Genomic DNA, 13,791 nt, shown 5'->3' on the forward strand with positions numbered 1-13,791 from the left:
TCTGCTTCAGCCTGAAAGAGCATCTCGTACGGGTGTCAGACACCGGGCAGCGCGTGCCCTGCGCGGGGGTGTTCCCGCCTCAAGCCGGCGCGAGCAGGTCCGCCAGCGTGCGGGCGATGACCTTGGTGGCGCGGCGCAGGTCTTCCATGACCACGCGTTCGTCGTTGCGCTTGGCGTGCGATTCCAGCACCGTGCGCGGCCCCGCGCCATAGATCACGCCCGGGATGCCGGCTTCGGCGTACAGGCGCACGTCGGTGTAGAGCGGGGTGCCCATGGCGGGTATCGGTTCGCCGAACAGTTCCTGCCCGTGCTTCTGGATGGCTTGGACCAGCGGCTGGCTGCCGGGCAGGGGGCGCATGGAATTCGCCAGCAGCAGGCGCTTGATGTCCACCGCGATGCCGGGCCGGGACGCGGCGGCGTCGCCGATGACGCGGCGGATGTCCGCCTCGACCTCGGCGGCGTTTTCCTCGGGAATCATGCGGCGGTCCAGCTTGAACACCACTTTGCCGGGAACCACGTTGGTGTTGGTGCCGCCTTCGATGCGCCCGATGTTCAGGTAGGGGTGGCTGATGCCCGGCACCCGGGACCGGATGTTCCGGTAGCGCGCGTTCTGCGCGTACAGCGCTTCGAGGATCCCGACCGCGGCCTGCAGCGCGTCCACGCCGCTGTCGGGGATGGCGGCGTGCGCCATCTTGCCGTGGACGGTCACTTCCATCTGCAGGCAGCCATTGTGCGCGGTCACGACTTCGTAGCTGAAGCCCGCCGCGATCAGCAGGTCGGGCCTGGTCAGCCCTTGCGAGAGCAGCCAGCCCGGCCCCAGCAGGCCGCCGAATTCCTCGTCGTAGGTGAAGTGCAGTTCGACCGCGCCTCGGCCTGGCCTGGCGACGGCCTCCAGCGCGCGCAGCGCGAAAGTGAAGCTGGCGAAGTCGCTCTTGCTGACGGCGGCGGCGCGGCCGTAGAGGCTGCCGCCGTCGATTTCGCCGCCGTAGGGATCGTGCTGCCAGCCGTCGCCGGGAGGGACCACGTCGCCGTGGGCGTTCAGCGCGATGCGCGGGCCGCCCGCGCCGTATTCGCGCCGCACGATGAGGTTGGTAATGGATTGCAGCCCGTAGTCGCGGACTTCCTGGGCCGGCACCGGGTGGGCCTCGGCCGGCAGGCCGAAGCCTTGCAGCAGTTCGGCCGTGCGTTCGGCGTGGGGCGCGTTGTCGCCCGGCGGCGTGTCGGTGGGCACGCGCACCAGTTCCTGCAGGAAGCGGACTTCCTCGTCGAAGTGGGCGTCGATCCAGGCGTCGAGCCGGGCGTAGTCGGTCATGGTCGTCATTTCGTGTCGTCGGCGAGCGCGTCGAGCAAATGCAGCATCGCCTGCGCGGCGAGCTGGATGTCGTCGCTGGAGGTGGATTCGCGGGGGCTGTGGCTGATGCCCGAGTTCTGGCCGCGCACGAACAGCATGGCCTGCGGCATGACTTCATGCAGTTTCATGGCGTCGTGGCCCGCGCCGCTGGGCATGCGGTGGACCGGCAGCCCCAGCGCGTCGACGGCCCGTTCCCAGCGCCGCTGCCAGGCGGGGTCGCTGGGCGCCGCGGCGGCGCGCATGCTTTCTTCCAGCGCATAGCGCAGGCCGCGCCGCTGGCAGACGGCCTCGAGTTCGGCCAGCACGTCGCGGGCCAGCGCATCGCGCTGGGCGTCGCTGGGCGCGCGCAGGTCCAGGGTGAAGCGGCACTCGCCGGGCACCACGTTGGTCGAGCCGCCGGGCACTTCCAGCATGCCGACGGTGCCGACCGAGTTGCCGTCGCGGGCGGCGCGCCGTTCCACATACAGGACCATCTCGGCCGCCGCGGCGGCCGCGTCGCGGCGCCGGTCCATCGGCGTGGTGCCGGCATGGCAGGCCATGCCCAGGATCTGGACCTGGTAGCGCAGGCAGCCGTTGATGGATGTGACGGCGGCCAGCGGCAGCCCCATTTCATACAGCACGGGCCCCTGCTCGATGTGGACTTCGACGAAGCCCAGGTAGCGGGCGGGATCCCGGCGCAGCGCCGGGATGTCCTCGGCGCGCAGGCCGGCGCGTGCCATGGCGTCGCGCATGCTGATGCCGTCCGCATCCTTCTGGTCCAGCCATTCGGGCCGGAAGCCGCCGACCAGGGCGCCCGAGCCCAGGAAGGTGGCGCGGTAGCGCTGGCCTTCCTCTTCGGCGAAACCGACGACCTCCAGGTGATAGGGCAGGCGCCTGCCGCGCCGGCGCAGTTCGCGCACGCAGGCCATCGGCACGAAGATGCCCAGCCGCCCGTCGTACTTGCCGGCGTTGCGCACCGTGTCGTAGTGGCTGCCGGTCAGGAGTGTGGGGGCGTCGGCGCGGCCGGCCAGGTAGCGGCCCACCACGTTGCCCACGGCGTCGATCCCGACCTCGTCGAAGCCGCAGTCGCGCATCCATTGCGAAAGCTGCTGCGCGCAGGCGCGGTGCGCGTCGGTCAGGTAGGTGACGGTCAGCAGGCCTTTTTCCGCATAGCCCGGATCGCTGTGGGCGGCAAGCTGTTCGCCCCAGTCCCAGATATCGTTGCCCATGGCGGGCGCGTCGCCGAACCTGTCTTGCAGCCGGATTTCGGCGATGCGGTGGAGGTGTTGCAGCGCCTCCTGGAGTTCGGCGTCGGGCGGGTTGTCCAGGCGGCGCGCGAGTTCGTCGACGACCTGCGGGCGGGACAGCCCGGTCCCGCGCGGGCCGCGCAGGGCCAGGACGAAGGGGAAGCCGAACTTGGCGCCGTAGGCCGCGGCCAGCTCGCCGAGGCGGGCCTGCTCGTCCGCCGTTCCTTGCGCCAGCCCGGCCATTTCCTGTTCGCGGGCCGATTCCCCGCCGGGCGCCGGGCCGGCCAGTTCGGGCTGGGCGCGCACGAGGGCCAGGCGGGCCTGCGCGTCCGCGTCGCCCACGGCCTGGCGCAGGCGTTGCCGCAGGTCGGCCAGGGAGCGGAACGGGCGGGATTGCAGCGCGCGCTGGGCGATCCAGGGCGCAGGCCCATACAGGCCGTCGAGCATGGCGGCGGCATCGGCGGGCGATGCCGAGTTGAGATGGGCTAGGGTGTGGGCCATGGCCGTCCTGTTCATGTTTTGTGCGGAAGTCATGTACATGATGGGTGCCGACCGCCCGGGCTGGCAAGCCCGGGAAGGCCGCAAGCCGGGCCGGCGCTTTCAGCGCAGGTCGCCGCTGGGCCAGCCCAGGGGGCCGTAGGCGCCCTTATCCGTTGCGGTACAGAAAGCTGTAGGCGTTGATCGCCGGCACCCCTCCCAGGTGCGCGTACAGGACCCGGGAGCCGGCGGGGATCTCGCCGCGGCGGACGAGGTCCATCATGCCCTGCATGGATTTTCCCTCGTAGACGGGGTCGGTCATCATGCCCTCCAGCCGGGCGCACAGGCGGATGGCCTCGTTGGTTTCGGCCGAGGGCAGGCCATAGGCCGGATAGGCGTAGCGCGTGTCCAGCACCACGTCCTCGTCCCCGATGGCGCGGCCCAGCCCGACCATGTCGGCGGTGCGCCGCGCGATGCGCAGGATCTGCGCCCGGGTCTGGTCCGGCGTGGCGGAGGCGTCTATGCCGATGACGCGGTCCGCGCGCCCGTCGGCCGCGAAGCCCACCACCATGCCGGCCTGCGTGCTGCCGGTGACGGCGCACACGACGATATAGTCGAACTTGAACCCCAGTCCGGCCTCCTGGCGCCGCACTTCCTCGGCGAAGCCCACGTAGCCCAGGCCGCCCAGTTCGTGGTCGGACGCGCCGGCCGGAATGGCATAGGGCTTGCCGCCGCGCCGTTTCACGTCTTCCAGCGCCTCTTCCCAACTGCGCCGGAAGCCGATGTCGAAGCCCTGGTCGACCAGGCGCACGTCGGCGCCCATCAGGCGGCTCATCATGATGTTGCCGACCCGGTCGTAGACCGCATCCGAATAGTCCACCCAGTTTTCCTGCACCAGCACGCAGGCGAGCCCCAGCTTGGCGGCCACCGCGGCGACCATGCGGGTGTGGTTGGACTGGATGCCGCCGATGGTGACCAGCGTGTCGCAGCCTTGCTCCAGGGCTTGCGGGATCAGGTATTCGAGCTTGCGCAGCTTGTTGCCGCCGAAGGCCAGGCCGCTGTTGCAGTCTTCGCGCTTGGCGTAGATCTCGACCTTGCCGCCCAGGTGCGCGGACAGGCGTTCGAGCTTTTCTATCGGGGTGTCGCCGAAGGTCAGGCGATGGCGGGGAAATCGTTGAAGATCCATGCTGGCTCCTGTGGGTCTTGCCGTGCCGGCCGGGATGGCTCGGATGGAAAAATCATAGGAATTGCCGGAACCCTGGGTCAATTGCGTATTTTTATCGTCTTTCGCTATTAATATTTTCAAAAACAGAGAATAGAGAATTATTATTTGGTGCAGAAAATGAACCAAGAAATCTAATTTTCAGGGACATATGAAATGGCAGCCCTTTCCGGCCTGGACCGCATCGACCGCCAGATCCTGCGCGCGCTGCAGCAGGACGCCCAGATCACCAACCTGGAGCTGAGCGCGAGGGTCCACCTGAGCCCCGCGGCCTGCCTGCGCCGCGTGGAGAAGCTGAAGGGCGAGGGCATCATCAGGAAGACGGTCGCCCTGCTCGAGCCCGCCGAGGTGGACATGGCCACGCTGGTCATCGTGGGCGTGGTGCTGGACCGCTCCACGCCCGAGTCCTTCACCGATTTCGAAGAGGCGGCGCGCGGCATCAGCGGCTGCCTGGAGTGCCACCTGGTGGCGGGCGAATTCGACTACTTCCTGATGCTGCGCATACGCGACCTGGAACGGTTCAACAAGCTGCACGCGGGCGAGATCATCAAACTTCCCGGCGTACGCCAGATCCGCACCTTTTTCGTATTGAAAGAGATACTGTCGACGACCGAGCTGCCGGTGTAATCGCGGCGAACGCGCAACACTTGTTTTGCACCGCACTAAAAATGACGCGCCGCCGCATTTTGGATTGACGGAATTTGATGGCAAGTAGACGGCGCAATGAACGGGGTTCGCTGGACATTCCACTGCCGCATGGAGGCATTCCCAATAGGCTTTTGCGTCACGCAAACGCAAGAAGACGCCCGTAAACTCAAAGGGTTATACTTTCGGCCATACGGCTTTCAAGGCTTGTACGCGCCTTCTGCCCCTGCTATCCGCTAAACGGGAAGCCCGTGTCGCGGAAGGTTTTCCCTGCATCGTGTCGAGTGAAGCACTCGTAAAGGTGAAGCGATATGTCTTCGGAAATAGAATCCCTATCCACGTCTTACTTGTTTGGGGGGAATGCCCCCTACGTCGAGGAGCTTTACGAAGCCTACCTCGACAATCCCGGTTCGGTACCTGACAACTGGCGCGAATACTTCGACCAGTTGCAGCACGCTCCCGCCACCGACGGCCAGGAATCCACCCGCGACCGGGCCCACGCTCCCATCGTCGAATCGTTCGCCCAGCGCGCCAAGGCCAACGCCTTCGTGCAGCGCTCCGCCGAACCCGACCTGAGCGTCGCCAGCAAGCAAGTCTCGGTGCAATCGCTGATCGCCGCCTACCGTTCGCTGGGTTCGCGCTGGGCCGACCTGGATCCGCTCAAGCGCCAGGAACGTCCGCCGATCCCCGAGCTCGATCCCGCCTTCTACGGCCTGACCGAAGCCGACCTGGACCAGACCTACTCGGCCACCAACACCTACTTCACGACCGCCAGCACCATGACGCTGCGCGACATCCTGAAGGCGCTGCGCGACACCTACTGCCGCAGCATCGGTGCCGAATTCACGCACATCTCCGACCCCGCCGCCAAGCGCTGGATCCAGGAACGCCTGGAAACCACCCTGGGCGCGCCCGCCTACTCGGCCGAAGAAAAGCGCCACATCCTGCAGCAACTGACCGAGTCCGAAGGGCTCGAGCGCTTCCTGCACACCAAGTACGTCGGCCAGAAGCGCTTCTCGCTGGAAGGCGGCGAAAGCTTCATCGCCTCGATGGACGAAGTGGTGAACCACGCCGGTGAAAACGGCGTCCAGGAAATCGTGGTCGGCATGGCCCACCGCGGCCGCCTGAACCTGCTCGTGAACATCATGGGCAAGATGCCCGGCGACCTGTTCGCCGAGTTCGAAGGCAAGCACGCCGAAGGCCTGACCGACGGCGACGTGAAGTACCACAACGGCTTCTCGAGCGACCTGTCCACCCGTGGCGGCCCGGTCCACCTGTCGCTGGCGTTCAACCCGTCCCACCTGGAAATCGTCAACCCCGTGGTCGAAGGCAGCGTGCGCGCCCGCCAGGAACGCCGCGGCGACGCCGAAGGCAAGCAAGTGCTGCCGGTGCTGGTGCACGGCGACGCGGCCTTCGCCGGCCAGGGCGTGGTCATGGAAACGCTGAACTTGGCGCAGACCCGCGGCTACGGCACGGGCGGCACGCTGCACATCGTCATCAACAACCAGATCGGTTTCACCACGTCCGACCCGCGCGACTCGCGTTCGACGCTGTATTGCACCGACGTGGTCAAGATGATCGAAGCCCCGGTGTTCCACGTCAACGGCGACGATCCCGAAGCCGTGGTGTTCGTCACCAAGCTGGCGCTGGACTACCGCCTGCAGTTCCGTCACGACATCGTCGTGGACATCGTCTGCTTCCGCAAGCTGGGCCACAACGAGCAGGACACCCCGTCGCTGACGCAGCCCCTGATGTACAAGCGCATCGGCCACCACCCCGGCACGCGCAAGCTGTACGCCGACAAGCTGACCACGCAAGGCGTGCTGGCCGAAGGCGAAGCCGACCAACTGGTCAAGGACTACCGCCAGTTGATGGAAGACGGCCAGCGCACCATCGAACCGGTGCTGACCGACTACAAGAGCAAGTACGCGATCGACTGGTCGCCGTTCCTGGGCGCCAAGTGGACCGACCAGGCCGACACGGCCGTGCCGCTGGCTGAATTGAAGCGCATCGGCGAACGCATCACCACGGTGCCGGAAGGCTTCACGGTGCACCCGCTGGTCGCCAAGCTGCTGAACGACCGCCGCACCATGGCCAAGGGCGAAATGAACCTGGACTGGGGCATGGGCGAACATCTCGCCTTCGCCACCCTGGTGTCCTCGGGCTACGCCATCCGCATCACCGGCCAGGACTCGGGCCGCGGCACGTTCACGCACCGCCATGCCGTGCTGCACGACCAGAACCGCGAACGCTGGAACGACGGCACCTACATTCCGCTGCAGAACGTGTCGGAAGGCCAGGCTCCGTTCACCGTCATCGACTCCGTGCTGTCCGAAGAGGCGGTGCTGGGCTTCGAATACGGCTATTCCAGCGCCGAACCCAACACGCTGACCATCTGGGAAGGCCAGTTCGGCGACTTCGTCAACGGCGCCCAGGTCGTGATCGACCAGTTCATCAGCTCCGGCGAAGCCAAGTGGGGCCGCCAGTCGGGCCTGACCCTGATGCTGCCGCACGGCTACGAGGGCCAGGGCCCCGAGCACTCGTCGGGCCGCATCGAGCGCTTCCTGCAACTGTGCGCCGACAACAACATGCAGGTGATCCAGCCGACCTCCGCGTCGCAGATCTTCCACGTGTTGCGCCGCCAGATGATCCGCCCGTTCCGCAAGCCGCTGGTGCTGTTCACGCCGAAGTCGCTGCTGCGCAACAAGGACGCGGGCTCGCCCCTGACCGATCTGGCCGGCGGCAGCTTCCGCCCGGTCATCGGCGAGGTCGACGAGGCCATCGACGCCGCCAAGGTCAAGCGCGTGCTGGCTTGCTCGGGCAAGGTCTACTACGATCTGGTCAATGCCCGCCGCGAACGTGGCGTCGACAACGTCGCCATCGTCCGCGTCGAACAACTGTATCCGTTCGCGCACAAGGCTTTCGAGACGGAACTGCGCAAGTACCCGAAGGCAACCGAGGTGATCTGGGTTCAGGACGAGCCCCAGAACCAAGGCGCCTGGTTCTACGTTCAGCATCACGTGTACGAGAACATGGTCGAAGGCCAGAAGCTGGGTTACGCCGGCCGCGCCGCGTCGGCTTCGCCGGCGGTGGGCTACCTGGCCAAGCACCAGGAGCAGCAGAAGGCCCTGATCGAAGCGGCTTTCGCGCCCAAGTTCAAGGTCATGTTGACGAAGTAACCCTCGCCCGATGCGTGCGCTGCGCGCGGCAGGTTTCAGAAATCCCTTTCGAAGCTTGCCGCGCCGCGCGATCAGAACACAAACCTCTACGGAACAAACAAAATGGCTATTACCGACGTCGTCGTCCCCCAACTCTCCGAATCCGTCTCCGAAGCGACGCTGCTGACCTGGAAGAAGCAGCCGGGCGCTGCCGTCGAAGCGGACGAAATCCTGATCGAAGTCGAAACCGACAAGGTTGTGCTGGAAGTGCCGGCTCCCGCCTCGGGCGTGCTGGCTGAAATCGTTAAGGGCGACGGCAGCACCGTCACCTCGGGCGAAGTGCTGGCCCGCATCGACACCGCCGCCAAGGCCGCCGCCGCCGCCACCGCGCCCGCCGAGGCGCCCAAGGCCGCCGAGCAGGCCGCCGCCGCTCCCTCCGCGGCGCCCGCTGCGTCGGCCGCCGCCGGCGTGGCTTCGCCCGCCGCCGCCAAGATCCTGGCCGAGAAGGGCGTGGACGCCGCCAGCGTTGCCGGCTCCGGCCGCGACGGCCGCGTGACCAAGGGCGACGCCCTGGCCGCCAGCGCTCCCGCCAAGGCCGCCCCGGCCGCCGCTCCCGCCCCGACCACGCTGTCGCTGGACGGCCGTCCGGAACAGCGCGTGCCGATGAGCCGCCTGCGCGCCCGCATCGCCGAGCGCCTGCTGCAGTCGCAGCAGGAAAACGCGATCCTGACGACCTTCAACGAAGTGAACATGCAGGCCGTCATCGACCTGCGCACGAAGTACAAGGACAAGTTCGAGAAAGAGCACGGCATCAAGCTGGGCTTCATGTCGTTCTTCGTCAAGGCCGCCGTGGCCGCGCTGAAGAAGTACCCGCTGATCAACGCCTCGATCGACGGCAAGGACATCATCTACCACGGCTACTTCGACATCGGCATCGCCGTGGGCAGCCCGCGCGGCCTGGTGGTGCCGATCCTGCGCAACGCCGACCAACTGTCGATCGCCGACATCGAAAAGGCGATCGCCGACTTCGGCCGCCGCGCCGCCGACGGCAAGCTGGGCATCGAAGAAATGACCGGCGGTACGTTCTCGATCTCCAACGGCGGCGTGTTCGGTTCGATGCTGTCGACCCCGATCATCAACCCGCCGCAATCGGCCATCCTGGGCGTGCACGCCACCAAGGACCGCGCCGTGGTTGAAAACGGCCAGATCGTCATCCGCCCGATGAACTACCTGGCGCTGTCCTACGACCACCGCATCATCGACGGCCGCGAAGCCGTGCTGGGCCTGGTCGCCATGAAGGACGCCCTGGAAGATCCGCAGCGCCTGTTGCTGGACCTGTAATCTCGACGCCCCGGCCCGGCGCCCGCGCGCGGCGCCCGGCCGGCTTCCGGCCGGCCCGCAGGGCGGGGCGTGCTTTACTCAATACCTCACCGCGAGAACACTATGTCCAAACAATTTGACGTCGTCGTGATCGGCGCCGGCCCCGGCGGCTACATCGCCGCCATCCGCGCGGCCCAACTCGGCATGTCGGTGGCCTGCATCGACGCCTGGCAGAACGGCCAGGGCGGCCCGGCCCCCGGCGGCACCTGCACCAACGTCGGCTGCATCCCGTCCAAGGCGCTGCTGCAATCGTCCGAGCACTTCGAACAGGCCAACCATCACTTCGCCGAGCACGGCATCGAAGTCAAGGGCGTCAGCCTGAAGCTCGACACGCTGATCGGCCGCAAGAACACGGTGGTCAAGCAGAACAACGACGGCATCCTGTACCTGTTCAAGAAGAACAAGGTCACCTTCTTCCACGGCAAGGGCGCGTTCGCCGGCCAGGTGGAAGGCGGCTGGGCCATCAAGGTCACCGGCACCGCCGAGGAAGACCTGGTGGCCAAGCACGTCGTGGTCGCGACCGGTTCGTCGGCGCGTGAACTGCCCGGCCTGCCGTTCGACGAAAAGGTCGTGCTGTCCAACGATGGCGCGCTGAACATCGGCGCCGTGCCGAAGACGCTGGGTGTGATCGGCGCCGGCGTGATCGGCCTGGAAATGGGCAGCGTGTGGCGCCGCCTGGGTTCCGACGTCACCATCCTGGAAGCGATGCCGGAATTCCTGGCCGCCGCCGACCAGCAAGTGGCCAAGGAAGCCCTGAAGGCCTTCACCAAGCAGGGCCTGAACATCCAGATGGGCGTCAAGATCGGCGAGATCAAGGCCACCGCCAAGTCGGTGACCGTGCCCTACGTCGACGCCAAGGGCGCCGAGCAGAAGCTGGTGGTCGACAAGCTGATCGTCTCGATCGGCCGCGTGCCCTACACCGGCGGCCTGAACGCCGACACCGTGGGCCTGAAGCTGGACGAACGCGGTTTCATCGCCGTGGACGGCGACTGCAAGACCAACCTGCCGAACGTCTGGGCGGTGGGCGACGTGGTGCGCGGCCCGATGCTGGCGCACAAGGCCGAGGAAGAGGGCGTGGCGGTTGCCGAGCGCATCGCCGGCCAGCACGGCCACGTCAACTTCGACACCGTGCCGTGGGTGATCTACACCTCGCCGGAAATCGCCTGGGTGGGCAAGACCGAACAGCAGCTCAAGGCCGAAGGCCGCGAGTACAAGGCCGGCAGCTTCCCGTTCCTGGCCAACGGCCGCGCCCGCGCGCTGGGCGACACCACGGGCTTCGCCAAGGTGATCGCCGATGCCAAGACCGACGAAGTCCTGGGCGTGCACATCGTGGGCCCGATGGCCTCGGAGCTGATCTCGGAAGCCGTGACCATCATGGAATTCCGCGGCGCCGCCGAAGACATCGCCCGCATCTGCCACGCGCACCCGACGCTGTCGGAAGCCGTGAAGGAAGCCGCATTGGCCGTGGACAAGCGCGCGTTGAACTTCTGATCGACGCGTAGCCGATGCAAGAGGGGGGCGGGTTCAAGGATCCGCCCTTTTTTCATTTTGCTTTACCTGCCCCTCACATGAACGTCAGCGAATACTACGAACACGCCTTGGCCGAACGCGGCTACCGGCCCGACGAAGCGCAGAAGAAGGCGATCGACCGGCTGCAGCGCTACTACGACGAATGGGTCAAGTTCAAGTCGATGCGCTCGAACGCGCTGAAGAAGCTGCTGAACCGCCCCGACGTGCCGCGCGGCGTCTACCTGTGGGGCGGGGTCGGCCGGGGCAAGAGCTTCCTGATGGACGCCTTCTACGCCACCGTGCCCGTGGTGCGCAAGACGCGCCTGCACTTCCACGAATTCATGCGCGGCGTGCACCGCGAACTGGAAGAAGTGAAGGGCATGCAGGACCCGCTGGACGAAGTGGCCAGGCGGGTGGCCAAGCGCTACCGCCTGATTTGTTTCGACGAGTTCCACGTGTCCGACGTGGCCGACGCGATGATCCTGCACCGCCTGCTGCTCAAGCTGTTCGAATACGGCACGTCGTTCGTGATGACCTCCAACTACGAGCCGTCGACGCTGTACACCGACGGCCTGCACCGCGACCGCGTGCTGCCCGCGATTGCGCTGATCCAGTCGCGCATGGACGTCATGAACGTGGATGCCGGCGTCGACTACCGCCGCCGTTCGCTGGAGCAGGTGCAGTGCTACCACACGCCGCTGGACGAACACGCCCGGCAGGCGCTGCAGAGTGCTTTCGACACGCTGGCCGACACGCCGCCCCAGGAACCGCTGCTGCATATCGAGCACCGCGAAATCCGAGCGCTGGCGCTTGCGGGCTCGGTGGTGTGGTTCGACTTCGCCACGCTTTGCGGCGGCCCGCGTTCGCAGAACGACTACCTGGAACTGGCCAACCGCTTCCACGCGGTGATCCTGTCGGGCGTGCCCCGGATGGGGCCGCGCCAGGCGTCCGAGGCGCGCCGCTTCACCTGGCTGATCGACGTGTTCTACGACCATCGCGTCAAGCTCATCATGTCCGCCGAATGCGAGCCCGAAGAGATCTACACGGAAGGCGCGCTGGCCAACGAGTTCCACCGCACCGTCTCGCGCATCCTCGAAATGCAATCGCGCGAATATCTGGAGTCCGAGCGCCGGCTCACCGTGTCGTTGTAGTTATGCCGCATCCGCCCGGATTTTCCGGGCGGCGTGCACATAGCATTAGTAATGCAAGTCATTATCAATTAAGATTTTGAGACTTCTGGTCCAGCGCCGCAGTCTCTACCGTGTCCTCCCCCTTCCTGTCTTCACCGGCCTCGTGCGCGGAGGCTTCGGCCGCGCCCGTCGATGGCCTGTACCGCGATCACCGCCCCTGGCTGTTCGGATGGCTGCGCCGCAGGCTGGGCTGCGAGCATCGCGCCGAGGACCTGGCGCAGGACGTGTTCCTGAGGGTGATCCAGGGCCGCAAGGCGGTGCGCGCCAGCGACGCGCGGGCGCTGCTGACCACGATCGCCAAGGGCCTGGTGGTGGACCACCAGCGGCATGCCGCGCTGGAGCGCGCCTATCTTGCCTATCTGGCCGCGATCCCCGAGGCCTATGCGCCGTCTCCCGAGGCCCAGGCCGAACAACTGCAATCGCTGGCGGAACTGGACCGCCTGCTGGACGGCCTGCCGCCCAAGGCGCGCTCGGCCTTCCTGCTGTCGCAACTGGACGGCCTGACCTATCCCGAGATCGCCGAGCACCTGGGCGTTTCGCTGAGTTCCGTGCAGCAGTACATGGTGCGCGCAATGTCCGCATGCTATGCGGCGTTCTATGGATAGCGCCGGCGCGCCGCCGGACGCCGTCGTAAGCCAGGCGATCGCCTGGTGGGCCAGGCTGCAGTCGGGCGTGGCCGGCGCGGACGAGCGCCGGGAATGGGAAGCCTGGCTGGCGCAGGACCCCGCGCACCGCCAGGCCTGGGACCGCCTGCAGCGCATCGGCCGGGATGCGCGCCGGGTGCCGGCCGCGCTGGCGCATGCGGCGCTGGCCGCGCCGCGGTCGGCGGGCCGCCGGACGATTCTGCGCGGACTGCTGGCGATCTCGGGCGTGGCCGCCTCCGGCTGGGCGGGCTACCGCCATGCCCCCTGGCAGCGCCTGGCCGCGGACCTGAGCACCCGCATCGGCGAGCGGCGCGCGGTGGCGGTGGCCGACGGGCTGCACATCACTTTGAACAGTGACAGCGCGGTGCGCCTGCACCTGCGGGGCGGGGCCCGCGGCATCGATCTGCTGCGCGGCGAAATGCTGGTCCGCACCGAACCCCGCCCCGGGGTCGAAGCGCTGCGCGTGGATACCGGCTATGGCGAACTGCGCGCCGAAGCGGCGCGCTTCGACCTGAGGCGTACGGACGAGGGCGCGCGCGTGGGCGTCTACGAAGGCAGCGTCCAGTTGCTGCGCGCGGGCGCGACGACGCTGGCGGCCGCGGGCGAGCGCCTGACGTTTTCGGATAGCGGCGAAGTCGGCCGCCTGGCCGCCGATCCGGACCGGCTGGCCTGGGTCGACGGCATGGTGGTGGCCAAGGACTGGCGCCTGGACGAATTCGCGCGCTACCTGGCGCGCCAGCGGCTGGGCCTGATCCGCGTGGATCAGGCCGTGGCCGGGCTGCGGCTGTCCGGTGTATTCCCCCTGGACGACGCCGAGCGCGCGCTCAAGGCGCTGGAGCCCGCCTTGCCGATCAGCGTGACGCGGCATACGCAGTACTTGCTGTGGGTCGGACCCCGCGAGACCTGAGCGTTACAAATTTTCCGGCCTGCGCCTTGCAGGTTTTCGGATCCCGTACGGAAAGCAGGGATAGACATCACCGTACAGGGAG

10 protein-coding genes are annotated in these 13,791 nt (G+C 67.2%); 7 read left to right on the forward strand and 3 right to left on the reverse strand.

Annotated elements, in window-relative coordinates:
• Positions 1-79: 79 nt before the first annotated feature.
• The 3 genes from WHX56_RS12470 to WHX56_RS12480 form a co-directional block, all read right to left on the reverse strand.
• On the reverse strand, positions 80-1,312 hold the full coding sequence (locus WHX56_RS12470) for a M20 family metallopeptidase (protein ID WP_338881775.1): 1,233 nt from the start codon (positions 1,310-1,312) through the stop codon (positions 80-82).
• 5 nt (positions 1,313-1,317) lie between these two features.
• A complete protein-coding gene (uraD, locus tag WHX56_RS12475; protein ID WP_338881335.1) occupies positions 1,318-3,078 on the reverse strand; it encodes a 2-oxo-4-hydroxy-4-carboxy-5-ureidoimidazoline decarboxylase in 1,761 nt (586 codons plus the stop codon).
• A 145-nt stretch (positions 3,079-3,223) separates the two neighbouring features.
• The gene (locus WHX56_RS12480) at positions 3,224-4,240 is read right to left on the reverse strand and encodes a 1-aminocyclopropane-1-carboxylate deaminase (RefSeq protein WP_129241992.1); all 1,017 of its coding nucleotides are present in this window, start codon (positions 4,238-4,240) and stop codon (positions 3,224-3,226) included.
• 192 nt (positions 4,241-4,432) lie between these two features.
• Here WHX56_RS12480 and WHX56_RS12485 point away from each other — a divergent pair, with 192 nt between their 5' ends.
• The 7 genes from WHX56_RS12485 to WHX56_RS12515 all read left to right on the forward strand — a co-directional run bounded on the left by WHX56_RS12485 (position 4,433) and on the right by WHX56_RS12515 (position 13,709).
• A complete protein-coding gene (locus WHX56_RS12485; RefSeq protein WP_129241993.1) occupies positions 4,433-4,903 on the forward strand; it encodes an Lrp/AsnC family transcriptional regulator in 471 nt (156 codons plus the stop codon).
• A 329-nt stretch (positions 4,904-5,232) separates the two neighbouring features.
• Positions 5,233-8,100 (forward strand): 2-oxoglutarate dehydrogenase E1 component, encoded by a 2,868-nt coding sequence (locus WHX56_RS12490; protein ID WP_129241994.1) that lies wholly within the window; start codon positions 5,233-5,235, stop codon positions 8,098-8,100.
• Between the two features lie 102 nt (positions 8,101-8,202).
• A complete protein-coding gene (gene odhB, locus WHX56_RS12495; protein ID WP_338881336.1) occupies positions 8,203-9,420 on the forward strand; it encodes a 2-oxoglutarate dehydrogenase complex dihydrolipoyllysine-residue succinyltransferase in 1,218 nt (405 codons plus the stop codon).
• A 102-nt stretch (positions 9,421-9,522) separates the two neighbouring features.
• On the forward strand, positions 9,523-10,950 hold the full coding sequence (gene lpdA, locus WHX56_RS12500) for a dihydrolipoyl dehydrogenase (protein WP_129243898.1): 1,428 nt from the start codon (positions 9,523-9,525) through the stop codon (positions 10,948-10,950).
• Between the two features lie 77 nt (positions 10,951-11,027).
• Entirely contained in the window at positions 11,028-12,119 is a 1,092-nt protein-coding gene (zapE, locus tag WHX56_RS12505) for a cell division protein ZapE (RefSeq protein ID WP_129243894.1), read from the forward strand.
• Positions 12,120-12,229: 110 nt separating this feature from the next.
• Positions 12,230-12,763: a sigma-70 family RNA polymerase sigma factor gene (locus WHX56_RS12510; protein WP_338881337.1), complete on the forward strand. Its 534-nt coding sequence runs from the start codon at positions 12,230-12,232 to the stop codon at positions 12,761-12,763.
• A complete protein-coding gene (locus WHX56_RS12515; RefSeq protein ID WP_244235123.1) occupies positions 12,756-13,709 on the forward strand; it encodes a FecR domain-containing protein in 954 nt (317 codons plus the stop codon). Before WHX56_RS12510 ends, WHX56_RS12515 begins: the two co-directional genes overlap by 8 nt.
• The last annotated feature ends 82 nt before the right edge of the window (positions 13,710-13,791 follow it).

The organism is Achromobacter veterisilvae (assembly GCF_037619525.1).
Lineage (GTDB): Bacteria > Pseudomonadota > Gammaproteobacteria > Burkholderiales > Burkholderiaceae_B > Achromobacter > Achromobacter veterisilvae.